Origin of the sequence: Streptomyces durbertensis (genome assembly GCF_014156695.1) — a bacterium.
Classification (GTDB): Bacteria; Actinomycetota; Actinomycetes; order Streptomycetales; family Streptomycetaceae; genus Streptomyces; species Streptomyces durbertensis.
Genome location: NZ_WMLF01000035.1, coordinates 1 through 22,304 on the forward strand (window position 1 = coordinate 1; position 22,304 = coordinate 22,304).

Annotated in this window: 23 protein-coding genes; 15 read left to right on the forward strand and 8 right to left on the reverse strand. The window is 71.6% G+C overall.

Annotated elements, in window-relative coordinates; all coding sequences use genetic code 11:
- Window positions 1–69: 69 nt before the first annotated feature.
- Window positions 70–1,191 (reverse strand): lipid II:glycine glycyltransferase FemX, encoded by a 1,122-nt coding sequence (locus tag GL263_RS04170; protein ID WP_182854192.1) that lies wholly within the window; start codon window positions 1,189–1,191, stop codon window positions 70–72.
- Window positions 1,192–1,368: 177 nt separating this feature from the next.
- Entirely contained in the window at window positions 1,369–1,695 is a 327-nt protein-coding gene (locus GL263_RS04175) for a hypothetical protein (protein ID WP_182854193.1), read from the reverse strand.
- A gap of 317 nt (window positions 1,696–2,012) precedes the next feature.
- Here GL263_RS04175 and rpsF point away from each other — a divergent pair, with 317 nt between their 5' ends.
- The 4 genes from rpsF to rplI all read left to right on the forward strand — a co-directional run bounded on the left by rpsF (window position 2,013) and on the right by rplI (window position 3,781).
- Window positions 2,013–2,303, forward strand: coding sequence for a 30S ribosomal protein S6 (rpsF, locus tag GL263_RS04180; RefSeq protein WP_182854194.1), 291 nt, complete (start codon window positions 2,013–2,015; stop codon window positions 2,301–2,303).
- A 140-nt stretch (window positions 2,304–2,443) separates the two neighbouring features.
- A complete protein-coding gene (locus GL263_RS04185) occupies window positions 2,444–3,028 on the forward strand; it encodes a single-stranded DNA-binding protein (RefSeq protein ID WP_182854195.1) in 585 nt (194 codons plus the stop codon).
- Between the two features lie 51 nt (window positions 3,029–3,079).
- The gene (gene rpsR / locus GL263_RS04190) at window positions 3,080–3,316 is read left to right on the forward strand and encodes a 30S ribosomal protein S18 (protein ID WP_143647570.1); all 237 of its coding nucleotides are present in this window, start codon (window positions 3,080–3,082) and stop codon (window positions 3,314–3,316) included.
- Window positions 3,317–3,334: 18 nt separating this feature from the next.
- Window positions 3,335–3,781, forward strand: a complete 447-nt coding sequence (gene rplI, locus GL263_RS04195) for a 50S ribosomal protein L9 (RefSeq protein ID WP_143647569.1) — start codon at window positions 3,335–3,337, stop codon at window positions 3,779–3,781.
- A 103-nt stretch (window positions 3,782–3,884) separates the two neighbouring features.
- Here the strand turns inward: rplI and GL263_RS04200 are convergent, their stop codons facing one another.
- Window positions 3,885–4,340 carry a hypothetical protein gene (locus GL263_RS04200; protein WP_182854196.1) on the reverse strand — a complete coding sequence of 152 codons (456 nt, stop codon included), beginning with the start codon at window positions 4,338–4,340 and terminating at the stop codon, window positions 3,885–3,887.
- 302 nt (window positions 4,341–4,642) lie between these two features.
- Between GL263_RS04200 and GL263_RS04205 the strand changes: the two genes are divergently transcribed.
- The 3 genes from GL263_RS04205 (at window position 4,643) to GL263_RS04215 (ending at window position 7,134) form a co-directional block, all read left to right on the forward strand.
- A complete protein-coding gene (locus GL263_RS04205) occupies window positions 4,643–5,041 on the forward strand; it encodes a hypothetical protein (protein WP_182854197.1) in 399 nt (132 codons plus the stop codon).
- Between the two features lie 291 nt (window positions 5,042–5,332).
- Window positions 5,333–6,160, forward strand: a complete 828-nt coding sequence (locus GL263_RS04210) for a peptidoglycan-binding protein (protein WP_323379241.1) — start codon at window positions 5,333–5,335, stop codon at window positions 6,158–6,160.
- Window positions 6,157–7,134, forward strand: coding sequence for a DUF2690 domain-containing protein (locus GL263_RS04215; RefSeq protein ID WP_182854199.1), 978 nt, complete (start codon window positions 6,157–6,159; stop codon window positions 7,132–7,134). The genes GL263_RS04210 and GL263_RS04215 overlap by 4 nt, the downstream gene beginning before the upstream one ends.
- A 105-nt stretch (window positions 7,135–7,239) precedes the next feature.
- Here GL263_RS04215 and GL263_RS04220 read toward each other — a convergent pair whose 3' ends face one another.
- Window positions 7,240–8,715 (reverse strand): MATE family efflux transporter, encoded by a 1,476-nt coding sequence (locus GL263_RS04220; RefSeq protein WP_182854200.1) that lies wholly within the window; start codon window positions 8,713–8,715, stop codon window positions 7,240–7,242.
- Window positions 8,716–9,183: 468 nt separating this feature from the next.
- Here GL263_RS04220 and dnaB point away from each other — a divergent pair, with 468 nt between their 5' ends.
- The gene (gene dnaB, locus GL263_RS04225) at window positions 9,184–10,683 is read left to right on the forward strand and encodes a replicative DNA helicase (RefSeq protein WP_182854201.1); all 1,500 of its coding nucleotides are present in this window, start codon (window positions 9,184–9,186) and stop codon (window positions 10,681–10,683) included.
- Window positions 10,684–10,723: 40 nt separating this feature from the next.
- Here the strand turns inward: dnaB and GL263_RS04230 are convergent, their stop codons facing one another.
- Window positions 10,724–11,383 (reverse strand): DUF6193 family natural product biosynthesis protein, encoded by a 660-nt coding sequence (locus GL263_RS04230; protein WP_323379242.1) that lies wholly within the window; start codon window positions 11,381–11,383, stop codon window positions 10,724–10,726.
- Between the two features lie 305 nt (window positions 11,384–11,688).
- On the opposite strand from GL263_RS04230, the gene GL263_RS04235 reads away from it, so the two are divergent.
- On the forward strand, window positions 11,689–12,123 hold the full coding sequence (locus GL263_RS04235; protein WP_182854203.1) for a VOC family protein: 435 nt from the start codon (window positions 11,689–11,691) through the stop codon (window positions 12,121–12,123).
- Window positions 12,124–12,177: 54 nt separating this feature from the next.
- Here GL263_RS04235 and GL263_RS04240 read toward each other — a convergent pair whose 3' ends face one another.
- On the reverse strand, window positions 12,178–12,999 hold the full coding sequence (locus tag GL263_RS04240) for an aminotransferase class IV family protein (protein WP_182854204.1): 822 nt from the start codon (window positions 12,997–12,999) through the stop codon (window positions 12,178–12,180).
- A gap of 159 nt (window positions 13,000–13,158) precedes the next feature.
- On the opposite strand from GL263_RS04240, the gene GL263_RS04245 reads away from it, so the two are divergent.
- Window positions 13,159–13,500, forward strand: coding sequence for a MerR family transcriptional regulator (locus GL263_RS04245; RefSeq protein WP_182854205.1), 342 nt, complete (start codon window positions 13,159–13,161; stop codon window positions 13,498–13,500).
- Between the two features lie 429 nt (window positions 13,501–13,929).
- Window positions 13,930–14,937 carry a zinc metalloprotease gene (locus GL263_RS04250; protein ID WP_182854206.1) on the forward strand — a complete coding sequence of 336 codons (1,008 nt, stop codon included), beginning with the start codon at window positions 13,930–13,932 and terminating at the stop codon, window positions 14,935–14,937.
- 90 nt (window positions 14,938–15,027) lie between these two features.
- Here GL263_RS04250 and GL263_RS04255 read toward each other — a convergent pair whose 3' ends face one another.
- The gene (locus tag GL263_RS04255) at window positions 15,028–15,792 is read right to left on the reverse strand and encodes a sulfite exporter TauE/SafE family protein (RefSeq protein WP_182854207.1); all 765 of its coding nucleotides are present in this window, start codon (window positions 15,790–15,792) and stop codon (window positions 15,028–15,030) included.
- Between the two features lie 210 nt (window positions 15,793–16,002).
- On the opposite strand from GL263_RS04255, the gene GL263_RS04260 reads away from it, so the two are divergent.
- The 4 genes from GL263_RS04260 to GL263_RS04275 all read left to right on the forward strand — a co-directional run bounded on the left by GL263_RS04260 (window position 16,003) and on the right by GL263_RS04275 (window position 20,590).
- Window positions 16,003–16,932 carry a carbohydrate kinase family protein gene (locus GL263_RS04260; protein ID WP_182854208.1) on the forward strand — a complete coding sequence of 310 codons (930 nt, stop codon included), beginning with the start codon at window positions 16,003–16,005 and terminating at the stop codon, window positions 16,930–16,932.
- Window positions 16,933–17,043: 111 nt separating this feature from the next.
- On the forward strand, window positions 17,044–18,522 hold the full coding sequence (locus tag GL263_RS04265) for a glycosyltransferase family 87 protein (RefSeq protein WP_182854209.1): 1,479 nt from the start codon (window positions 17,044–17,046) through the stop codon (window positions 18,520–18,522).
- Between the two features lie 62 nt (window positions 18,523–18,584).
- Window positions 18,585–19,889, forward strand: coding sequence for an MFS transporter (locus GL263_RS04270; protein WP_182854210.1), 1,305 nt, complete (start codon window positions 18,585–18,587; stop codon window positions 19,887–19,889).
- Window positions 19,890–20,029: 140 nt separating this feature from the next.
- Window positions 20,030–20,590 (forward strand): LppU/SCO3897 family protein, encoded by a 561-nt coding sequence (locus tag GL263_RS04275; RefSeq protein WP_182854211.1) that lies wholly within the window; start codon window positions 20,030–20,032, stop codon window positions 20,588–20,590.
- A 215-nt stretch (window positions 20,591–20,805) separates the two neighbouring features.
- Here the strand turns inward: GL263_RS04275 and GL263_RS04280 are convergent, their stop codons facing one another.
- Window positions 20,806–22,284, reverse strand: a complete 1,479-nt coding sequence (locus GL263_RS04280; protein ID WP_182854212.1) for a CCA tRNA nucleotidyltransferase — start codon at window positions 22,282–22,284, stop codon at window positions 20,806–20,808.
- Window positions 22,285–22,304 lie beyond the last annotated feature (20 nt).

Below are 22,304 nucleotides of genomic sequence, written 5' to 3' on the forward strand. Positions count from 1 at the left end.
TGTATAAGAGACAGGGCCAGTCCCGGGTGGGGCGGCGGGGGGAACGAGGACCGGGCGGCCGGTAGCCGGTCAGCGGCGCGACATGTAGATGTCCAACGCCTTGTGGAGCAGCTTGTTCAGCGGGAAGTCCCACTCGCCGATGTACTCGGCGGCCTCGCCACCGGTGCCGACCTTGAACTGGATGAGGCCGAAGAGGTGGTCGCTGTCGTCCAGGGAGTCCGAGATGCCCCGCAGGTCGTAGACGCTCGCACCGAGCGCGTAGGCGTCCTGGAGCATCCGCCACTGCATCGCGTTGGACGGCCGGACCTCGCGCTTGTGGTTCGCCGAGGCGCCGTAGGAGTACCAGACGTGGCCGCCGACGACCAGCATCGTCGCGGCGGCGACCGCCTCGCCCTCGTGCTTGGCGAAGTACAGCCGCATCCGGTTCGGGTCCTCGGAGTTGAGGGCCTTCCACATCTGCTGGAAGTAGCCCAGCGGGCGCGGCCGGAAACGGTCCCGCTCCGCCGTCACCTCGTACAGCCGCTGCCACTCGGCCAGGTCGTCGAAGCCGCCCTGCACGACCTCGACGCCCGCCTTCTCGGCCTTCTTGATGTTGCGCCGCCACAGCTGGTTGAAGCCCTTGTGGACCTCCTCCAGCGTCCGGTTCTCCAGCGGCACCTGGAAGACGAAGCGGGGCTGCACGTCACCGAAGCCGGCGCCGCCGTCCTCGCCCTGCTGCCACCCCATCCGGCGCAGCCGGTCCGACACCTCGAACGCGCGCGGCTCGATGAACGTCGCCTCCACGTCCCGCAGGCGCTTGACCTCGGGGTCCTGGATGCCCTTCTTGATCGCGGCGGCGTCCCACTTTCGGATGACAACCGGCGGACCCATCTTGACGGAGAACGCGCCCTGCGACTTCAGGTGCGCCAGCATCGGCTGCAGCCACTCCTCGAGGTTGGGCGCGTACCAGTTGATGACCGGCCCCTCCGGGAGGTACGCCAGATAGCGCTTGACCTTCGGCAGCTGGCGGTAGAGCACCAGACCCGCGCCGACCAGCTCACCGGTCCTGTCGTCGAACCAGCCGAGGCTCTCCGACCGCCACTCCGTCTTCACGTCCGCCCATGCGGGCACCTGGCAGTGGCTGGCCGAGGGCAGGCCCTGGATGTAAGCCAGGTGCTGCTCACGGCTGATCGTCCTCAGGGTCAAGCTCATGCTGGGCGCTCCTCCGCGCTACTCCGCAGATCCGGCTTCGTCGTCACCCTCGTGGTCACAAGGTCTGCCGCGAAGCCTACTGGGAGCGGCAGGCGGCCGTACGGCCCCGGGCGCGGCGCGCATGCCGCACCCGGGGCCCGTGGCGCCCGCGCCGGGCCCGCGCCCGGGAGGAGTCGCTCAGCCGAGGATGCCTCCGAACAGTCCGCCGTTTGCCATGCCGAGGTAGAAGCCCACGGCGGCAGCGCCCAGACTGATGATCAACAGAAACCGTTCGGCGGTGGTGGCGGAGATCATCTGCCCCCAGGCCGCCGCCAGGATGCCCAGCAGCCCCGCCCAGGAGGCCAGCAGGTGCAGCCCCGGGAAGAAGCCGGCCACAAAGGCGACCAGGCCCACCACCACGGCCGCCGCGACCCAGGCGTTCTCCACCGGATGGGGCTTGCCGTCGCTGTTGAGGATGTTGCCGAGCTGGGAACGGAACCCGCGTTCCCGTACCGCTTGTGCCATGGGACACCTCCTGCCGGAAGGCGGCGCGGAGTGTAGCGCCGCTCACACCCGATGTGTCCAGATTGCGGCTGTTCACCGGCGGATTTCAACCGGAAGGGCATCGGCGGCTACTCTGTACCGTCTGCACTGGTGTCTGCCCTGCGCCCCGCCGGCTCCACGGCCGGGGTTCCGGCCGGTCCCACTGACCCTCCTCGGATTGTCAGTGGCGTCGGATAGGAATGGGGGGCAGGTTCGGAACACACCCGTGCCGGCACGCATAACAACCCTCCTGCCACGGAACGACCGTGGCCGTTGAGTCCAGAGGAGGTGGGTTCCACATGCGTCACTACGAGGTGATGGTGATCCTCGACCCCGAGGTCGAGGAGCGCGCGGTCTCCCCGCTGATCGAGAACTTCCTCGCCGTTGTCCGTGAGGGCAAGGGCAAGGTCGAGAAGGTCGACACCTGGGGCCGTCGCCGTCTCTCCTACGAGATCAACAAGAAGCCCGAGGGCATCTACACGGTCATCGACCTGCAGGCCGAGCCCGCGGTCGTCAAGGAGCTCGACCGTCAGATGAACCTGAGCGAGTCGGTCCTCCGGACCAAGGTCCTGCGTCCCTCGACCCACTGAGCGCGCCCACCGCGCGCTGAGTGACCGAGGGGCCACCGAGTAGCACCCCCCGCGTGCCGCCCAGGGCGGCACGTCAGCACCACCCGCACCCGCACCACCCCGCACCAAGCAGCCAGCAGCAATCGCCGAGAGGTTCACCCATGGCAGGCGAAACCGTCATCACCGTCGTCGGCAACCTGACCGACGACCCCGAGCTGCGATTCACCCCGTCCGGTGCGGCCGTCGCGAACTTCACCATCGCGTCGACGCCTCGGACGTTCGACCGCCAGACCAACGAGTGGAAGGACGGCGAGCCGCTGTTCCTCCGCTCCTCCATCTGGCGGCAGGCCGCGGAGAACGTCGCGGAGTCCCTCACCAAGGGAATGCGCGTCATCGCCCAGGGCCGGCTCCGTCAGCGCTCCTTCGAGACCCAGCAGGGCGAGAAGCGCACCGTGATGGAGCTCGAGGTGGACGAGATCGGGCCGGCGCTTCGCTACGCCACCGCGAAGGTCACCAAGACCGGTGCGCGCGGCGGCGGCCAGGGCGGCGGCTTCGGCGGCGGCCAGGGCGGCCAGGGCGGCGGCGGCTGGGGCGGCGGCCAGGGCGGTCAGGGCGGCGGCCAGGGGCAGGACCCCTGGGCGACCGGCGCCCCCGCCGGCGGCGGCCAGCAGGGCGGCGGCGGTGGCGGCTGGGGCGGCGGCTCCGGCGGCCAGGGCGGCGGCTACTCGGACGAGCCCCCCTTCTGACGAAGGCCGGGCTCAGCACCCACTTCTTGAACATCCCACTGGAGAGAGACAATGGCGAAGGCGCCTGCTCGCAAGCCTAAGAAGAAGGTTTGCGTGTTCTGCAAGGAGAAGATCTCCTACGTCGACTACAAGGACACGAACCTGCTGCGGAAGTTCATTTCCGACCGCGGCAAGATCCGTGCCCGCCGGGTCACCGGCAACTGCACCCAGCACCAGCGTGACGTCGCCACGGCTGTGAAGAACAGCCGTGAGATGGCGCTGCTGCCCTACACCTCGACCGCGCGATAAGGAAAGGGTGACCCACTGATGAAGATCATCCTGACCAACGAGGTCTCCGGCCTCGGCATCGCCGGCGACGTCGTCGACGTCAAGGACGGGTACGCCCGTAACTACCTGCTCCCCCGCGGTTTTGCGATCCGCTGGACCCGGGGCGGCGAGAAGGACGTCGAGCAGATCCGTCGCGGTCGCAAGATCCGCGAGATCGCCACGATCGAGCAGGCCAACAGCATCAAGGGCCAGCTCGAGGGCACCAAGGTGCGGCTCAAGGTCCGCGCCGGCGACGGCGGCCGCCTCTTCGGCTCCGTCACCCCGGCCGACATCGCCTCCGCGGTGAAGGCCTCGGGCGGCCCGGACCTGGACAAGCGCCGCATCGAGCTCGGCTCGCCGATCAAGAGCCTCGGCCTGCACGAGGTCTCGGTGCGTCTGCACTCCGAGGTCGTCGCGAAGGTCGGCATCGAGGTGCAGCCCGCCTGACGGCGGTGACGTTCCTCGGACGCGCGTCCGACGTGTGGGGCCGCGACCCGTCAAGGGTCGCGGCCCCACACGCGTCAGTGGCGGCGGTGGCGCCCGGCCGGCATCAGCGGCCCGGGACGCAGACGGCGTAGACGGTCAGCGGCAGCGCCCGCGGCTCGTCCGCCTCCTCCTTGCCGCCCTTCCCCTTGCCCTTGCCGTCCTTGCCCTTCCCGTCCTTGCCCTTGCCGCCCTTGCCCTTCCCCTTGCCCTTCCCGTCCTTGCCGCCCTCGTCGGCCTTGTCGGCCTTGTCGTCGACCTCGCCCCAGGCGGACCCCTCCCAGCCATGCCCGTCCTGAGTGGGCCGCGAGCGCAGGACGGAGATCTCGTCGTCGTGCTCGACGTCGACGCCGCCACCGGTCACCCGGTGGTGCTCGGGGCAGTACACCGTGACATCGCCCACGCCGCTCTTGGTGACGATCGTGGTCGGCGCGGCCGCCGCCGGAGCGGCCAGGCCCAGCCCGAGGGCCGTGGCGACACCGGCGGACAGCAGGACAGTGGAGACACGTCGCAGAGTGATCATGTCTCCTGACTAGCGCACCCCGCCCGCGGACCTCGCGCGGCACGCGAACGCCACCTGCCGCCGTCGCCTGATCAGGTGCCCCGAGGCCCACCAGCGCCCGGAGGCCCGCGGAGGCGTCCCGGTGAGACCGCTGGCGCAGCCGCGTCTCCGCAGCTCAGGGGCGGAGGGCGACCCACTTCTTCCCGTCTCGGGACGGAACGGCGGGGCGGGCCGGTCGCCGCTGGCAGAGTGTGGGCGTCGGCCCGGGCGACCACCTGTCGCACCCCGGCCGTGAACCACCTGACCGGAGGGATCCACACCGCATGCCCGGCTTCCGCAGACATCTCGCCGCCCTCGCCGCCCTCGGCGGCACCCTGGTCACGGCACCCGCTGCGGCGGCCGAGACGAGGACAGGACGATCGGGCGGCGTCAGCGCAGCCTCGACCTGCAGGGGCGACGCGGGGTCGTACCTCAAGGAGAAGGGCATCCACTTCTACCCGGCCGGGTACAACCTCAAGACCACCAAGCACTGCAACGACATCCAGATCAAGCCGAAGACCGACCGCTGGGTCGCGGTATGCCTCAGCAAGCTCGGCTGCCGTGGCTCCAAGCTGGCCAAGGCGGGCACGTGGACGGTGCTGGCGACCAACGTCAAGACCGGCACCGAGTACCACTTCTTCTTCCGCTCGACAGCCCGGTCCACGGGCTCATACGCCGCCTGACACGCTCAGGCGGTAAACGGGGGCGGGAGTGGGGTCGGCCCGACAGCGGCCGGCCCCACTCCGTCGATCCGGGGAGACACCCACAGCGGTAACCGGAACGGCAACCCACCTCACGAACAGTCCCTTTGACCCGGCTGTCCGCTCAGACCCGACGAATTCGCCCGTCGGGTCGCGGATTCCACTGGGTACTCTGGGACGTTCCGGGCCATGACCAGGCCGGGTGCGACGTGAGGGGAAGAGGCGTTGTCGATGAGCCGACGGCCGACGGGGGCGCGAACGTCCGATCCGCAGGTGAAGCGGTTCGTCGACCAGCTGCGGTGGCTCAAGGACACCAACGGGCTCAGCCTGACGACGCTCGCCCGGCGCACCAACTACAGCAAGTCGTCCTGGGAGCGGTACCTCAACGGCAGGAGTCTGCCCTCGGTCGAGGCCGTACGGGAGCTGGCCGAGCTGTGCCGGGCGAACGGGGACCAGCTCGTGGCGCTGCGCGCGCTCGCGGAGGAGAGCTGGGACAACGGGCCGGTGTCCGCCGCACCGGCCGACACGGCGGAGGCCGCCACCGCGGAGGCCGACGGCCCCGCAGGTCTCCCCGGTTCCGGCGGGCCCGGCGGGCCCGGCGAGGCCGACGAGGCCGACGCCCCGCCCGCGGCGAAGAACGCGGCGGAAGAGCCGCGTGCCACGCCGACCTCCCCGCCGCGCGGAAGACGCCACCGCACGGCCGTCCTCGCGGCCGCGGTGGGCGGGCTCGCCGTCGCCGCGGTCGCCGTCGCCGTGCTGCTGACCTCCTCCGGATCCACCGTGGCGGAGGAGCGGACGCCGGCGCAGCCGGAGTTCGTGTTCGAACCGGGCCGCTCCTACGACTGCGACGTCCGCCGTGACGGCGGCCTGCTCGAGGCAGGACACAGCAACAGCACGGACGCCGTGCTCCAGCAGATCAGCACCAGCTGGGACGTGGTCGAGGCGCAGTGCCTGCTGGAGCACCGGGGCTACGAGGTCGGCGTCGTCGACGGCGCGTACGGGGCGGCCACCGAACGCGCCGTGAAACGCTTCCAGCACGACTCGGACCTGGTGGTGGACGGCATCATGGGGCCGCACACCTGGAAGGAACTCCGGCGTTGAGTCGCGCCCCGCTCCCGCCGGAACGGGCCAGACTCGCGCGGGAGTTGCGGGAGTTGCGCGAGCTGACCGGGCTCAGCCTCGCGGCGCTCGCCGAGCGCACCACCGCGAGCAGGTCGTCCTGGCAGCGCTACCTCAGCGGCACCCACCTGCCCCCGCGTGAACTGGTGGAGGATCTCGCGGCGCTGGCCGGCGAACAGGCCGGCCCCCTCGTGGCCCTGTGGAAACTGGCCGCCGCGGCCCGGCCGGTGTCGGCGCCGAACGGTCCCCCGACCGAACCGCCCCGGTACCCGCCGCCCACGACGAACGCACCACGCACTCCCGAGCGGCCACAGCCGGCTACGGCCCCGGCACCGGAAGCGCCCGCCGCAGCGCCACCGTCCGGCCCCGGAGGCGGAACGGAGGCGGGACACGGGACGGCGGCGGGACACGGGACGGCGGCGGCACGCGGGACGGCGGCGGCACGCGGGACGGCGGCGGCACGCGGGGCGGGGGCGGACCGGAACCCGCGCCGACGCGGCTATCTGCTCGCCGCCGCCCTGTCGACCGGTCTCCTGCTGAGCGCCGCGGTCGGTTCCGTGCTCTTCGCCCGGGACGGCTCCGAGCCGGAGCCGCGGCCGCTGCGGCCCGGCTGCAACGGCGAGGGCTGCACCGGGAAGGACGCGCAGCCGCAGGCCTGCGCCCTCGCGGGCGGTGATCTTCGGACGCTGGCCGAGCGGGAGTACCCGGGCCGGACCGCCGTCGAGATCCGCTACAGCGGGGACTGCTCGGCGGCCTGGGCGCGGGTGAGGTTCGGGCGGGTCGGTGACCGGGTCGAGATCCGGGCGCCCGGCCAGCCGCGGCAGACCGTGGAGGTCAGGGACCGGTACGACGCGGAGGGGTACCTCTCCACGCCTATGGTGGCGGGCGACCCGGCCGCCCTCCGGGCGTGCCTCGTCTCCGCGGACACCGGAGAGCGCGGCTGCTTCTCACCGTGACTGCTCGCGGCGGCCTCTCGACGTGCCCCTCGCAGTGCCCCCTCGCCGCGGCCTCTCGCCGGGCCTCTCGCCGCGCCGCCTCCCCTGCGACCCTTCGTCTGACCGTCAGGAGCGGCGTACCGCGCCGGTGACGGCCCAGCGGCCCGACCTGGCCCGCAGGCCGAGCGTCAGCAACCGGGTGGTCATCATCAGCCCGGCCAGGGTCGCCCACAGCGCCACCAGGCCGCCGCCGAACACCGGCACCAGCATCGCCACCGGCGCGAACACCATCAGCACCGCCAGCATCGCCCAGGCGAGGTAGGGCCCGTCGCCGGCGCCCATCAGCACCCCGTCCAGGACAAAGACGACGCCCGCGATCGGCTGCCCGAGGGCGACCACCAGCAGCACCACCAGCAGTTGGTCGTGTACGGCGGGGTCGGGGGTGAAGATCCTTCCGACGAACGGTGCCACGGCGGCGAGCGCCGCCCCCAGCACCACTCCCGCGGCCACGCCCCAGCGCACCATGCGCCGGCACGCGGCCCGGGCGCCGTCGGCGTCGCCGGCGCCGAGGTAGCGCCCGATGATGGCCTGCCCGGCGATGGCGATGGCGTCGAGCGCGAAGGCCAGCAGTGTCCACAGGGTGAGGGTGATCTGGTGGGCCGCGACCTCGACGTCGCCGAGCCGGGCGGCCACGGCCGTGGCGATCATCAGCACGGCGCGCAGCGACAGCGTCCGCACGAGGAGGGGCGCGCCGGCCCTGGCGCTGGCCCGGATGCCCGCCGCGTCGGGCCGCAGCGAGGCGCCGTGCCGCCGGGCGCCGCGGACCACGACGAACAGGTAGGCGGCGGCCATGCCGGCCTGGGCGAGGACCGTGCCCCAGGCGGAGCCGGCGATGCCCATCCCGAGGCCGTGGACGAGCAGCAGGTTGAGCAGTCCGTTTGCCGTGAAGCCGGCGACGGCGACGAGCAGCGGCGTCCTGGTGTCGTGGAGTCCGCGCAGTACGCCGGTCGCGGCGAGCACGACCAGCATGGCGGGCACGCCGAGCGAGCTGATCCGCAGGTAGGTCACCGCGTAGGGGGCGGCCGTGGACGAGGCCCCGACGGCGTCGACGAGGGCGGGGGCCAGTGGCCACAGCAGCGCGGTGGTGGCGAGTCCGAGGAGGAGCGCGAGCCAGATGCCGTCCATGCCCTGGCGCAGGGCGGCGGGGAGGTCGGCGGCGCCGAGTCGGCGGGCGACGGCGGCGGTGGTGGCGTACGCGAGGAAGACGAAGAGGTTGACGCCGGTGGCGAGGAGGGCGGCGGCGACGCCGAGGCCGGCGAGTTGGGCGGTGCCGAGGTGCCCGACGATGGCGCTGTCGGTCAGGAGGAAGAGCGGTTCGGCGACGAGGGTGCCGAAGGCGGGCAGGGCGAGGGCGATGATCTCCCGGTCGTGGCGCCGGCTCAGCGCGCGGTGGGGGTCGCGGGGGGCGTCGCGCCGTGGGCTCCGGGGTTCGGTGGCCGACCGGCGTGGGCGCTCGGGCTGTGACGTGTCCGGTTCCTGTCGGGCCTCCTGTGAGGTTCCCGGGCGCCCCGGCTGCGGTGAGCGCGATGACCACGATGACATGGACTGATCCAATCATCCACAAGTAATGATCGCAAGGCTCTGCTGGCTATTACACGGCCTCCGGAAGGGTCCCCTTCGACGCCCCATCGGCGCAGAACTTCAACAACCTTCCCAACTTTTTGCCCTGCACAGCTCGTGGATGACGTATGCCCAGCTCACAGCGGGTTTCCGCGCGGCCGCGCCCCGTCGTCCACAGGGTTGTCCCCCGACTCGCCCACAGGTTCCGGGGGGTTCTCCACAGGTTCTGCCCAGTCACCCACAGGGGCCTGTGGATAACTGAATTGGGCGTCGGGCCGCCAGGGCCGTACCGTTGTCCGGCGCCCGTCCCCGTCCCACCCGGGTTCCACCCGTCTTCGCCGCCCGATCGGCGCGCCGTAACCGGGGACGAGCGCCGATCTGTCAGAGCGATGACGTAGGAAGAGCCGTACACACCCGACGAGGGACCACGGCCGTGAGGAGGTGGCGAGGGTGGCCCAGCCAGAACACCTTGACGAGCCCTGGGCCGTCGACGCCCCGCCGCCGCCATCGGACGACGGCGATGTGCGCACCGGGCTCCCCCTCTCCCGTCCGCGACGCGGCGACGGCCGCCAGGGCCGCGGCGGCGAACAGCACGACCGCGGCACCGACGACTTCGCGGCCAGCGCCTTCGAACGCGTCCCGCCCCAGGACCTGGCCGCCGAGCAGTCGGTCCTCGGCGGCATGCTGCTCTCCAAGGACGCCATCGCCGACGTCGTCGAGGTGCTCCAGGGCCAGGACTTCTACCGGCCCGCCCACGAGACGATCTACCAGGCCGTCCTCGACCTCTACGCCAAGGGCGAGCCCGCCGACCCGATCACCGTCGCCGCCGAACTGACCAAGCGCGGCGAACTCGCGAAGGTCGGCGGCAACGGCTACCTGCTCTCCCTCGTGCAGACCGTGCCGACGGCCGCGAACGCCGAGTACTACGCCGAGATCGTGCACGAACGGGCGGTGCTGCGCCGCCTCGTCGAAGCCGGCACCCGCATCACGCAGATGGGCTACGCGGCCGACGGCGACGTCGACGAGATCGTCAACTCCGCGCAGGCCGAGATCTACGCCGTCACCGAGCAGCGCACCTCCGAGGACTACCTGCCGCTCGTCGACATCATGGAAGGCGCCCTCGACGAGATCGAGGCCATCGGCTCCCGCAGCGGCCAGATGTCCGGCGTACCCACCGGCTTCACCGACCTGGACTCCCTCACCAACGGCCTGCACCCCGGCCAGATGATCGTCATCGCCGCGCGTCCCGCCATGGGCAAGTCGACCCTCGCGCTGGACTTCGCGCGGGCCTGCTCCATCAAGCACAAACTGCCCAGCGTCATCTTCTCCCTGGAGATGGGCCGCAACGAGATCGCCATGCGCCTGCTCTCCGCGGAGGCGCGCGTCGCGCTCCACCACATGCGCTCCGGCAGCATGACCGACGAGGACTGGAACCGCGTCGCCCGCCAGATGCCGCAGGTCACCGAGGCCCCGCTGTACATCGACGACTCGCCGAACCTGTCGATGATGGAGATCCGGGCCAAGTGCCGCCGCCTCAAGCAGCGCAACGACCTCAAGCTGGTCGTCATCGACTACCTCCAGCTGATGCAGTCCGGCGGCTCCCGCCGGCCCGAGTCCCGGCAGCAGGAGGTGTCCGAGATGTCCCGTAACCTCAAGCTGCTCGCCAAGGAGCTGGAAGTACCGGTCATCGCGCTCTCCCAGCTGAACCGCGGCCCCGAACAGCGCACCGACAAGAAGCCGATGGTCTCCGACCTCCGCGAGTCCGGCTCCATCGAGCAGGACGCCGACATGGTCATCCTGCTGCACCGCGAGGACGCCTACGAGAAGGAGTCCCCGCGCGCCGGCGAGGCCGACCTCATCGTCGCCAAGCACCGCAACGGCCCCACCGCCACCATCACCGTCGCCTTCCAGGGCCACTACTCCCGCTTCGTCGACATGGCCCACAGCTGAACACCCCGCGGCTCAGCTCCACACCTCCCGTCGCGCGACCTCACATCGACGTCGGACGCGGACCGTCGGAGGTGCCCGCCACCGCCGGACCGCAGCCGACCGGTAGCCCGGCCACCACCAGGGCGATCGCCTGCTCAGCCGTCTCCGCCTCGCCGATCACCGTCCCCCGGGACGGGCCGCAGACCCGATAGCGCCCGCCTCCCAGCGGCGCGACGAACGGCACGTCCCACGAGTACGGGAACCCGGTGCAGGTCGAGAAGTGAAGTGACCAGTGACTGGTGAGCGGATACAACCGCCGCAGCCTCGGCTCGACCGACGCCGTCTCGGCGAGGGCCAGTGTCCAGCGGGCGGCGGCAAGTCGATCGGCTTCCTGGCGCAGGTCCGCCAGGAGGAGCCGCCACCGCACGGTGACCGCTTCGGCCGGACCGCGTTCATGGGCTTCGGCCAGTTCGCTCACCTCGATGAAGGGAGCGACCTTCTCGATCTCGCGGAGCCGGGCCCCGCTCCGCCAACCCGCTGCGGCGCGGGCCAGCTCCGCCAGGTCGGAGGTCGAGCCCGAGAGTAGTTGGACGCCTTGCCGCCAGCCGTCGATGATGAACCACCGGCTCTCAGCTCCGATGTGGATCCGGCAAGGTCGCCGGTCAGGAGCTGTGCTGGTGACGCCAGCGGTCCGGAGCGGGTCCGCAGCGTCGCTGATCACCGCGCCCACGTCCACCCCCTGCGTGGCGGCAGCCAGTTCCAGAGCCGCGGCCAGACCGCCGGCAGCCGCGAGATCCGGATAGAGAGCGGGGTCTGCGGGAGTCGCTTCGCGTCGAACGTGGCGTGGAGAGTTCGAGGTCACCGCCGAAGTCTGCCGTCCGTGCTGAGGAGACGGCCAGCCCCGAGGGACGAACCTCGCCTGCCGGACGGTGAGGCAGGTACGCCTGGCGCCAGGCGAGTTGGCTGTGCTGCGGGCCCCCGAAAAGACTTCGACGTGGTCGGAAGGGCGCGGCTACAGTCGGCCGGATGGCATCGATAAGGCATATCCAGCTCACTTTCGACTGCGCGGAGCCGGAGCGCGTCGCGCGCTTCTGGTGCGAGGTGCTCGGATACGTCGTACCGCCGCCGCCGGAGGGGTTCGGCAGCTGGGAGGAGTACACACGCTCGCTGCCGCCGGAGCAGCGGGACGCGTGGTTCGCCTGCGTGGACCCCTCGGGCGCGGGGCCTCGGCTGTACTTCCAGCGGGTCCCCGAGGGGAAGACCGCCAAGAACCGGGTGCACCTCGACGTCCGGGCCGGCGCCGGGCTGGTGGGCGAGGAGCGTCTCGCCGTGCTCGAAGCGGAGTGCGAACGGCTCGTCGCCCTCGGCGCGGTCCATGTGAAGACGCTGTACGCCGACGAGGAGAACGAGTCGTGCATCAACATGCGCGACATCGAGGGCAACGAGTTCTGCCTCGACTGAGCGAGGCGAGGGCAGCCGCGCCGGCCTCGGCGCGCCGGGTCAGGGGGCGCCGGGTCAGGGGGCGGTGGCCGGTTCGGCCTGGTGGGCGTCATGGAGGAGGTCCGTGAAGGCCGGGGCCGCCGGCAGCTCGACGGACCCGATCCGCCGGACCACGACGGCCGGTGTCCAGGAGTTCATGACCACGGCACCCGACAGGTACGGCAGGTCCTTGACGGTGACCGGCCGGACGACCTGGGGGACACTCCTCCTCTCCAGTTGCCTGCGGACCGTCGACATCATCGTCCCCGCCAGCATCTCGGCGTCCGGCCACACCACCCTCTCGCCGTCCCAGAAGGCGAGGTTCCAGATCGTGCCCTCGCTGAGACGTCCCCGCCGGTCGACGAAGACGGCGTCGTCGAAGCCGCGACGGACCGCGTTCCGCAGGTGGTAGGTCTTGGCCACCTCGCCGACGTGCTTGACGGCAGGGAGAGGACGCTCGTGGTCGACCGTCGCGAGCGCCAGCGGCCCGGTCGGGCCGTCGGAGGGCGGCCCTGTGCGAACGAGGACACGGGGGCGTTCCGGCGCCGCGTCCGCCGCCGGGGCGGTGAACTCGCCGGGCGCCGAGTAGACCGTGACGGTCAGCGACACGTCTTCCGGAGCGCGCGCCAACGCCTCCCGCATCAGCGCGCGCACGTCCGCATCGGGCAGCGCCCGCCCGAACATCTCCAGCGAGGCCGCCCGCAGCCGCGCCAGATGCAGGTCGAGGCCCCGGAGCAGTCCGCCGCGCACCTGTACGGCGGTGAAGTGCGCGTAGCCCGCGAACGCGAGCGGGGTGAGCTGCGCCGCCGTCGCAGGCCTGCCGTCGAGCCAGGCGACCGGTTTGTCTGTCGTTTCCATACCCGCGAACCCTTCCGAAAGAACCGTCAGGGGACGGCAGCAACCTGCCATGGTGTTCCCCTGTGGCGTGGAATTCCCACGCCTGCGCCGACGTTAGAGCCTCACACCGGTGTGAAGGTCAAGCGTGGAAGTGCCAGGTCGGGGCGGGGTGTTCGAAGGATGCGGATCGGCGAGTTGGCGCGACGGACCGGGGTCAGCGCGCGCCTGCTCAGGTACTACGAGGAGCAGGGCCTCCTCACCGCCGGCCGTGCGGCGAACGGCTACCGCCACTACGAGGAGGACGCGGTCGCGACCGTGCACCGCATCCGGACGCTGCTGGACGCGGGCCTGCCGACCGAGCTGATCCGCGCGGTGCTGCCCTGCGTGCGGGACGCGCCGCCCGGCGTCGACTGGTGCGCGGAGCTGCGCGAGGACGTCCGCGAGCGGCTTGCCCAGATGGACGAGGCCATCAGCCGACTGCAACACCGACGCGCCCTCCTCGCCCGCTATCTGACGTCGTGACCGCCGACGCGGGGCGACCGCGGGGGCGAGCGTGGCGCGGGGCGCCGGGGCGCCGGGGCGCGGAGATAGGGCGGGAGCCCGCGCTACCGGAGGGCTGGGCTGTGGCCTGAAACCGTCCTTACGCATCTCTATCCCGGCAGAGACAAGGCTGATTCCAGCCAACCCCTTCTTGAACGAAGTGTTTCAGCCGTCGTTTTCAGCCGCTGGCCGCCGGGCGGCCAGATCGGACAAAGCGGCCTCTCCGCCCGCGTCTCGTTACGGATGTATCTCCGAGCAAGCTCCGGACCGTAACTTCTCCTCCCAACACCCCCCGATGACCGCTTGTTTATTGGTCCTGTTCGCTTCTGACCGAACGCGTTCAAGGAGCCATAGCCTCCCCGCGGCGACGAGGAAAACCCTCCCGCCTCCATCCCCACACGAGGAGTGCTGATGCTCCACCGCGCCCGCATGTCCGCCGGCACGCGCAGACGCCTGATCGGTGTCGCCGCCGTCGTCGGAGCGCTCGCCCTGGCTCCGCTGTCCGCCCCCGCCCAGACCGCCGTGGCCGCGGCGGAGGTGGCCGAGGACTGCGTCGACGAGTCCCCCGCGCTCTCCGGAGCCCGCAAGCCGGCCCCCGGCCACGAGCACGGCGGCCCCCACCGCGCGGAGCCGAACGAGATCAGCGCCGCCAAGGCCGAGGAGATGGACAAGGCGCTCCGCAAGAAGGTCTCCGACCTGCGGGACAAGGGCCGGCTCCAGCCGACCGCGCCGCTGGTCACCACCGACGTGACGATCCCCGTCTACTGGCACGTCATCCACGACGGCAGCACCGGCAAGCTCGGCCAGTCGGACATCAGCGCGCAGATGTCCGTGCTCAACGACGCCTTCGCGGGCAAGGGCGCCGGCAACAACAACTCGCCGTTCCGGTTCTCGCTCAAGGAGACCACCTACACCGACAACGCGTCCTGGTACGCGGCCGGTTACGGCTCCCGCGCCGAGCGCGAGATGAAGGCCGCGCTGCGGCAGGGCGGCCCCGAGACGCTGAACATCTACTCCAACAGCGCCGGCGGCGACCTCCTCGGCTGGGCCACGTTCCCCAGCTCCTACAAGGGCAACCCGCAGATGGACGGCGTGGTCCTGCTCGACTCCTCGCTGCCCGGCGGATCGACACCGAACTACAACGAGGGCGACACCGCCACCCACGAGGTCGGCCACTGGCTGGGGCTGTACCACACGTTCCAGGGCGGCTGCAACGGCAAGGGCGACTACGTCGACGACACTCCGGCCGAGGCGAGCCCGGCGTACGAGTGCCCCGAGGGGCGCGACTCCTGCCCCCGCAAGCCCGGGCTGGACCCGATCCACAACTTCATGGACTACACGTACGACGCCTGCATGACCCAGTTCACCAGCGGCCAGGTGCGGCGGATGTCCGACAACTGGGCGGCGTACCGGGGCTGAGCCACCCCGCGGCTCGCAGGCCCGCGCCGCTCACAGGCCCCGCGCACGTCACAGGCGACGTGCGCGGGGCCGATCCGCGTGCGCACGCGCTCAGCGGACGATCATCACCACGCTCGCGGTGACGCCCACCGTCACGATCACCGCGCGCAGCGCCGCCGGCGCCAACCGCCGCCCTATCCGCGCCCCGGCGAGCCCGCCGACGACGGCACCTGCGGCGACGCACCCGGCCGCCTGCCAGTCGACGGTCGCCACCACCACGAACACCACGGCGGCGACCCCGTTCACGATCGCGGCCAGCACGTTCTTCGCCGCGTTCAGGCGCTGCAGGTCGTCGCGGAGGAACGTGCCGAACAGTCCCATGAGCACCACGCCCTGCGCGGCGCCGAAGTAGCCGCCGTACACCCCGGTGCCGAGTACGCCCAGCCACAGCGGCGTCCCGCCGTCGACGCCGCCTGCCGCGCCGCGCTCCCGGCGCCGCGCCACCCACCGGCTCACCCGCGGCTGGAACAGCACCAGCACGCAGGCGCTCAGGATCAGCACGGGCACCACGGCACGGAACGTCGACTCCGGCAGCCGAAGCAGCAGCAACGCGCCCACAAGACCGCCCACCAGGGAGGCAGCGCCGAACCGCAGCAGCCGCGGCAACTGCCCGCGCAGCTCCCGGCGGTAGCCCCAGGCAGCACTGATCGTGCCCGGCACCAGGCCGACGTTGTTGGTGACGTTGGCGAGCACCGGCGGATAGCCGAAGGCGAGCAGCGTCGGGAAGGTGATCAGGGTTCCCGAGCCCACCACCGCGTTGATGGCGCCCGCCGCCACCGCCGCCCCGCCGATCGCCAGCGCTTCCAGAAGCTGCACGTCACGCCCCTCCCCGCCCCACCGGGCGAGCCGGGCGGCCCGCCGCGTTGGCGATCGTGGTCCACGACCGGACAGGGCGTCAATCGTCACCTTCTCCGGTCACTCGCCTCCGCCTCCCGGGACCGGGCGCCCCGGTCCGGTTGAATGGGGCCGGTTGAACCGGGAAGGCGGGCCGCGCGCGGCCCTGCGGCCCGGGCGAGAGGAGGCAGCATGCTGGTGATCGGTGAGTGCGTCGCCGACATCGTCCAGGGCGCGGACGGCCGGGAGCACGTCCACCCCGGCGGCAGCCCGGCCAACGTCGCCTACGGGCTCGCCAGGCTCGGACACCCCACCGATCTGCTGACCCAGCTCGGCGAGGACCGGCTCGGCGCCCTGCTCTCCGCGCATCTGCGCTCGGCCGGCGTCCGGGTGCGCACCGACGGCGCCGAGGGCGTCCGCACCCCTTCCGCCACGGTCCGGTTGGGCGGCGGCCAGCACGGTGACGGCGCCCGCTACGAGTTCGACATCAACTGGACACTGCGTCCGACGCCGCTGCCGGCCACCGACCATCTGCACATCGGCTCGATCGGGGCCGTCCTGGAGCCCGGCGCGACCACCGTGCTGGCCGCCGCCGAGGAGCTGAGGCAGGGCGCGACCGTCAGCTACGACCCGAACGTACGGCCCGCCCTCATGGGCCGGCGCGCCGACGCGGTGGCACACGTGGAGCGCTGCGTCTCCCTCAGTGACATCGTGAAGGCGAGCGACGAGGACCTCGCCTGGCTCCTTCCCGACGAGCCCCCGGAGGAGGTGGCCGGGCGCTGGGCGGCGCTGGGCCCTTCCCTGGTCCTGGTGACGCGTGGCGCACGCGGCTCGTTCGCGGTCCCCGCCCGCGGGGACGTGCTGGTCGACCGGCATCCTCATCCGGTGGTCGTCGCGGATACCGTCGGCGCGGGCGACGCCTTCATGGCCGGCGCGCTGCACGCGCTCGCCGCGGCGGGACTGCTGGGCGCCGACCGCCGGGCCGCGCTCGCGGCGCTCGGCGAACGGCAGCTCGGCGACGTCCTCCGGGTCGCGTCGGCCGCCGCCGCGGTCACCGTCACCCGGCCCGGCGCCAACCCGCCGGACGAGGCGGAACTCGCCGCCGCCCTCGCCGAGGGCTAGGGCCTGTCCTAGGCGAGCACCAGGCGGTGGACGAGCCGGAGGGCGGGACGTGCCCACCGCGCCGCCCCCTCTCGCCGCTCGCCGGCGGGGCGGTAGGGCAGGATGGCGGCCATGAGTGCGCGTGACGAGAGCCCCGTACCGCCCACCCGCCAGGACGAGGTCGCGGCGGCGGCGAGCGAGCTGATCGGCGGTCCGCTCGGCAAGCGGGCTCTGACCGGCGGCAGCTGGTGGAACCCCGTGCGGATCGTCGCGCTGGTCGCGCTCGGTGTCTTCGCGCTCGGCATGGTGCAGAAGCTGCCCTGCTACAACGAGGCGTGGTTCTTCGGCCAGGGCGCGCAGTACGTGCACGCCTGCTACTCCGACATCCCGCACCTGTACGTGGGCCGCGGCTTCCACGAGGGCGCGGTGCCGTACCGGGACTCGATCGCGGACTACTCCCACGGCATGAAGTATCTGGAGTACCCGGTGCTCACCGGGCTCTTCATGCAGGTCGCGGCCTGGCTGACGCCCGACTCCGCCGTGCTGATGCACGAGCAGCAGATGTACTGGCTGGTCAACGCGGGCATGCTGATGGCCTGCACCGCCCTGCTCGTGGTGTGCGTCGCCCGTACCCACCGGCGTCGTCCGTGGGACGCCCTGCTTGTCGCGCTCGCTCCCGCGTTCGCGCTCACCGCGACGATCAACTGGGATCTGCTGGCCGTCGCGCTGACGGCCGCGGCGATGCTGATGTGGTCGCGGAGCCGACCGCTTGCCTTCGGGGTCCTGCTGGGGCTGGCGACCGCGGCGAAGCTCTACCCGCTGCTGCTCCTCGGTCCGCTGCTGGTGCTCTGCTGGCGGGCGGGGAGGCTGCGCGAGTGGGGGATCGCGCTCGCCGGCGCCGCCGGTTCCTGGGCGCTGGTGAACCTGCCGGTGATGCTGTACGCGTGGGAGGGCTGGACGAAGTTCTACACCTTCAGCCAGGAGCGGCCGGTCGACTTCGGCTCGGTGTGGCTGATCATCTCCCAGCGCACCGGCAGCCCCCTGGAGAACGCCAACACCTACGGCACCGCGCTGATGCTGCTGGGCTGCGCCGCGATCGCGACGCTCGCGCTGGCCGCGCCGCGACGGCCTCGTTTCGCGCAGCTCGCCTTCCTGGTGGTCGCCCTCTTTGTCCTCACCAACAAGGTCTATTCACCGCAGTACGTGCTGTGGCTGATCCCGCTGGCCGCGCTCGCCAGGCCCCGCTGGCGGGACTTCCTGATCTGGCAGTCCTGCGAGGTCGTCTACTACCTCGGTATCTGGTACTACCTCGCCTACACCAGCGGGGGCGAGAACAAGCAGGGACTGCCGCCCGAGGTGTACCAGCTGACGATCGCGGTGCACGTGCTCGGCACCCTCTACCTCTGTGCGCTGGTCGTGCGGGACGCCCTCAGGCCGCATCTCGACCGGGTGCGCCAGGACGGCTCGGACGACCCGTCGGGCGGTGTGCTCGACGGCGCACCGGACCGCTTCTCGCTGGCGCAGCCGGCCCGAAGGGCCGCGGGGCAGCAGCCGGGAACGCCCAGCCCACCCGGTCCGGACCGCGCCACCGCCGACCGGGCGTCCGGCTGACACGGTTTCACGTGAAACACTCGGCCCGCACCGGCTGATCAGGATCTGCGAGGCTGACCACCATGGCTGACGCACGCACCGGACTGGTCCACGACGGACGCGTCCTTCTGCGCTTCCGTGACTTCCGCCGACTGCTCGCGGTGCGGCTGCTGTCCCAACTCTCTGACGGGGTCTACCAGGTGGCGCTCGCCACCTACGTGGTGTTCTCCCCCGAGAAGCAGACGTCCCCCGCGGAGATCGCCTCCGCGATGGCCGTACTGCTGCTCCCGTACTCGGTGCTCGGCCCGTTTGTCGGTGTGTTGCTCGACCGCTGGCAGCGCCGGCAGGTGCTGCTGCTCGGCAACCTGCTGCGCGCGGTACTGGCCGTGGGCACCGCCGCGCTGATCGCGGCCTCGGCGCCGACCTGGCTGTTCTACGCCTCCGCCCTCTCCGTGACAGCGGTCAACCGTTTCATCCTGGCCGGGCTCTCCGCCTCCCTGCCCCGGGTCGTCGACGCCGAACGCCTGGTGATGGCCAACTCCGTCTCCCCCACGGCCGGCACGATCGCCGCGACCATCGGCGGCGGACTCGCGATCGGCGTCCGTCTGCTGGCGCCCGACGGCGGCGCCTCGGACGCCGCCGTCGTCCTGCTCTCCGCCGCGCTGTACCTGCTCGGCGGGCTGGCGGCCCTACGGCTCGGCCGCCAACTCCTCGGCCCCGAGCCCTCCTTCCTCCAGCCGCGCCTCGCGGCCGCGATCACCGACACCGTGCGTGGCCTGTGGAACGGGTTGCACCACCTGGGGCAGCGGCCGCTGGCCGCCAAGTCGCTGGCCGCGATGACCCTTCTGCGGTTCTGCTACGGCGCGCTCACGGTGATGGTGCTCATGCTCTGCCGCTACGCCTGGGCGGAGGACGTCGCGGAGGGAATGGCGCTGCTCGGCCTCGCCGTCGGCGTCTCGGGGTTCGGCTTCTTCGTCGCGGCGGTGCTGACGCCGCTCGGTGCGCGCCGGTTCGGGCGGTTGGGCTACATGGGCCTGTGGGCGGCGCTGGCCGCCGTCCTGCTGCTGCCGCTGGGCCTGCCGTTCCGGCCGGGGCCGATGCTCGTGGCCGCGTTCCTGCTCGGCGCGGCCACGCAGAGCGCCAAGATCTGCACCGACACCATCGTCCAGGCGGAGGTGGACGACGGCTACCGGGGCCGGGTGTTCTCCCTCTACGACATGCTCTACAACGTGGCGTTTGTCAGCGCCGCCGCCGTGGCGGCGCTGATGCTGCCGCCTGACGGCCGTTCGGCGACGCTGGTGGTGGGGGTGGCGGCGCTGTACGCGGCAATCGCCTGGTGGATCCACCGCATTCGACGGGCCCGCCTCGCCGGCACGTCGGCCTCGTGAGGGGCGCGCGACGTCACATCCGCGCATCATCCCTGTCACAAGGCGGCCCCACCCGGGCAGTTGTCAGTCCTTATCGCTAACTTACGTGGGCCACCTCAGTGAGGTGTGCGTCAGGCACTCCATCCCAAGGGGGACCCAGAATGTCCACTCCGCCTCCGCCTCCGCCCCAGGGCGGCAACCCCTACGGCCAGCCCGGTCCGCACCAGCCCGGTCCGCTCCAGCCCGGTGTGCCCCCGCACGGCACCCCGCCGCACGGGCAGCCCGGCATGCCTCCCCAGGGCCAGCCGGGTATGCACCCTCAGGGCCCGCCCACCCAGGGCATGCCCGGGCAGGGCATACCCGGCGGCTACCCGGGCGCTCCCGTCCCCCAGCCGCCCAAGAAGAAGAACAAGGCCGGCATCATCATCGCCGCCATCCTCGTCCCGCTGGCTCTGATCGGCGTCCTCATCGCCGTGTTCGGCGGTGACGACAGCAAGCAGCTCGAGGTCGGCGACTGCCTCCGGAACAAGGGCTCGGACAGCAGCCCCGACCTGGAGCGACTCGACTGCGACAACAGCGAGGCCACCCACAAGGTCCTGAAGAAGGTCAACGGCATCACCGGCAGCTTCGCCTGCACCAGCGCGCAGGGCACCGAGGCCGTCTTCACCCTTCAGGAAGGCAGCACCCGCTTCACCCTCTGCCTGGGCCCCGCCGGCGACTGACGGGCCGGAGCGGCCCACTCAAGCAGCAAGCGCGGGAGTCCTGGTTCTCTGCTTCACGTCGTTCGACGTCGTTTCACGTGAAACACGGTTTCACGTGAAACACGGAATCGATCTCCCGCGACCCCCCATGGAGTACCGCAACAGGGGCGGGTGTGGGTGTTTCACGTGAAACACCCACACCCGCCCCTGCGTGTACGAGGTGAGGCGAGGACGACTCAGCCCTGCTGTTCCGCCCACCAGTGCTTGAGAGCCGCGACGGCCTCCTCGCGGGACATCGGGCCGTGTTCGAGGCGCAGCTCCAACATGTGGCGGTAGGCCTGGCCGACCTGAGGCCCAGGCCCGACGTCCAGGATCTCCATGATCTGGTTGCCGTCCAGATCGGGCCGGATGGCGTCCAGCTCCTCCTGCTCCTGCAGCTTGGCGATCCGCTCCTCCAAGCCGTCGTACGCCCGGGCCAGCGCGTTCGCCTTGCGCTTGTTGCGGGTGGTGCAGTCCGAACGGGTCAGCTTGTGCAGGCGGTCGAGCAGCGGGCCGGCGTCCCGGACGTAGCGGCGGACCGCCGAGTCCGTCCACTCCCCGGCGCCGTAGCCGTGGAACCGCAGGTGCAGCTCCACCAGCCGCGAGACGTCCTTCACCAGCTCGTTGGAGTACTTCAGCGCGGTCATGCGCTTGCGGGTCATCTTCGCGCCCACCACCTCATGGTGGTGGAAGGACACCCGGCCGTCCTTCTCGAAGCGCCGGGTGCGCGGCTTGCCGATGTCGTGCAGCAGCGCCGCGAGCCGCAGCACCAGGTCCGGGCCGTTGTCCTCGAGGTCGATGGCCTGCTCCAGCACGGTCAACGAGTGCTCGTAGACGTCCTTGTGCCGGTGGTGCTCGTCGCGCTCCAGACGCAGTGCCGGGATCTCCGGCACCACCCGCTCGGCCAGCCCGGTGTCCACCAGGATGCGCAGCCCCTTACGCGGCCGTGCGGAGAGCACCAGCTTGTTGAACTCGTCCCTGACCCGCTCGGCGGAGACGATGTCGATGCGTTCGGCCATCGCCGTCATCGCCTCGACCACCGCGTCGTCCACCGTGAAGTCGAGCTGGGCCGCGAACCGGGCGGCGCGCATCATCCGCAGCGGGTCGTCGGAGAAGGACTCCTGCGGCGTGCCCGGCGTCCGCAGCACCCGCCTCGCGAGGTCCTCCAACCCGCCGTGCGGGTCGACGAAGGTCTTCTCCGGCAGTGCGACGGCCATCGCGTTGACGGTGAAGTCGCGGCGGACGAGATCCTCCTCGATGGAGTCGCCGAAGGAGACCTCGGGCTTGCGCGACGTACGGTCGTACAACTCGGAGCGGTACGTGGTGATCTCGATCTGGTAGGAGGGCCCGTCCGGGCCGGCCGCCTTCTGGCAGCCCACCGTGCCGAACGCGATACCGACCTCCCAGACCGCGTCCGCCCACGGCCGCACGAGGCGCAGCACGTCCTGGGGACGGGCGTCGGTGGTGAAGTCCAGGTCGTTGCCGAGACGGCCGAGAAGCGCGTCCCGCACGCTGCCGCCGACCAGCGCGAGCGAGAACCCGGCCTGCTGGAAGCGGCGGGCGAGATCGTCGGCGACGGGGGCGACTCTCAGCAGCTCGCTCACCGCCCGGCGCTGCGCGGCGCTCAGCTCGGTGCTCGGCGGCTGGACCTGGTTGTCTGCGTTGGCGTTGGACACGACAGAACAGACTACGTGCC

Bases quoted from the DNA above. Each gene is read 5' to 3' on its own strand.
- GL263_RS04235 (WP_182854203.1), top strand. From the start codon at position 11,689: ATGGCATCGATAAGGCATATCCAGCTCACTTTCGACTGCGCGGAGCCG.
- GL263_RS04275 (WP_182854211.1), top strand. From the start codon at position 20,030: ATGTCCACTCCGCCTCCGCCTCCGCCCCAGGGCGGCAACCCCTACGGC.
- GL263_RS04250 (WP_182854206.1), top strand. From the start codon at position 13,930: ATGCTCCACCGCGCCCGCATGTCCGCCGGCACGCGCAGACGCCTGATC.
- GL263_RS04260 (WP_182854208.1), top strand. From the start codon at position 16,003: ATGCTGGTGATCGGTGAGTGCGTCGCCGACATCGTCCAGGGCGCGGAC.
- GL263_RS04170 (WP_182854192.1), bottom strand. From the start codon at position 1,191: ATGAGCTTGACCCTGAGGACGATCAGCCGTGAGCAGCACCTGGCTTAC.
- GL263_RS04205 (WP_182854197.1), top strand. From the start codon at position 4,643: ATGCCCGGCTTCCGCAGACATCTCGCCGCCCTCGCCGCCCTCGGCGGC.
- GL263_RS04185 (WP_182854195.1), top strand. From the start codon at position 2,444: ATGGCAGGCGAAACCGTCATCACCGTCGTCGGCAACCTGACCGACGAC.
- GL263_RS04245 (WP_182854205.1), top strand. From the start codon at position 13,159: ATGCGGATCGGCGAGTTGGCGCGACGGACCGGGGTCAGCGCGCGCCTG.
- GL263_RS04220 (WP_182854200.1), bottom strand. From the start codon at position 8,715: ATGTCATCGTGGTCATCGCGCTCACCGCAGCCGGGGCGCCCGGGAACC.
- rplI (WP_143647569.1), top strand. From the start codon at position 3,335: ATGAAGATCATCCTGACCAACGAGGTCTCCGGCCTCGGCATCGCCGGC.
- GL263_RS04270 (WP_182854210.1), top strand. From the start codon at position 18,585: ATGGCTGACGCACGCACCGGACTGGTCCACGACGGACGCGTCCTTCTG.
- GL263_RS04265 (WP_182854209.1), top strand. From the start codon at position 17,044: ATGAGTGCGCGTGACGAGAGCCCCGTACCGCCCACCCGCCAGGACGAG.
- GL263_RS04240 (WP_182854204.1), bottom strand. From the start codon at position 12,999: ATGGAAACGACAGACAAACCGGTCGCCTGGCTCGACGGCAGGCCTGCG.
- GL263_RS04175 (WP_182854193.1), bottom strand. From the start codon at position 1,695: ATGGCACAAGCGGTACGGGAACGCGGGTTCCGTTCCCAGCTCGGCAAC.
- rpsF (WP_182854194.1), top strand. From the start codon at position 2,013: ATGCGTCACTACGAGGTGATGGTGATCCTCGACCCCGAGGTCGAGGAG.
- rpsR (WP_143647570.1), top strand. From the start codon at position 3,080: ATGGCGAAGGCGCCTGCTCGCAAGCCTAAGAAGAAGGTTTGCGTGTTC.
- GL263_RS04200 (WP_182854196.1), bottom strand. From the start codon at position 4,340: ATGATCACTCTGCGACGTGTCTCCACTGTCCTGCTGTCCGCCGGTGTC.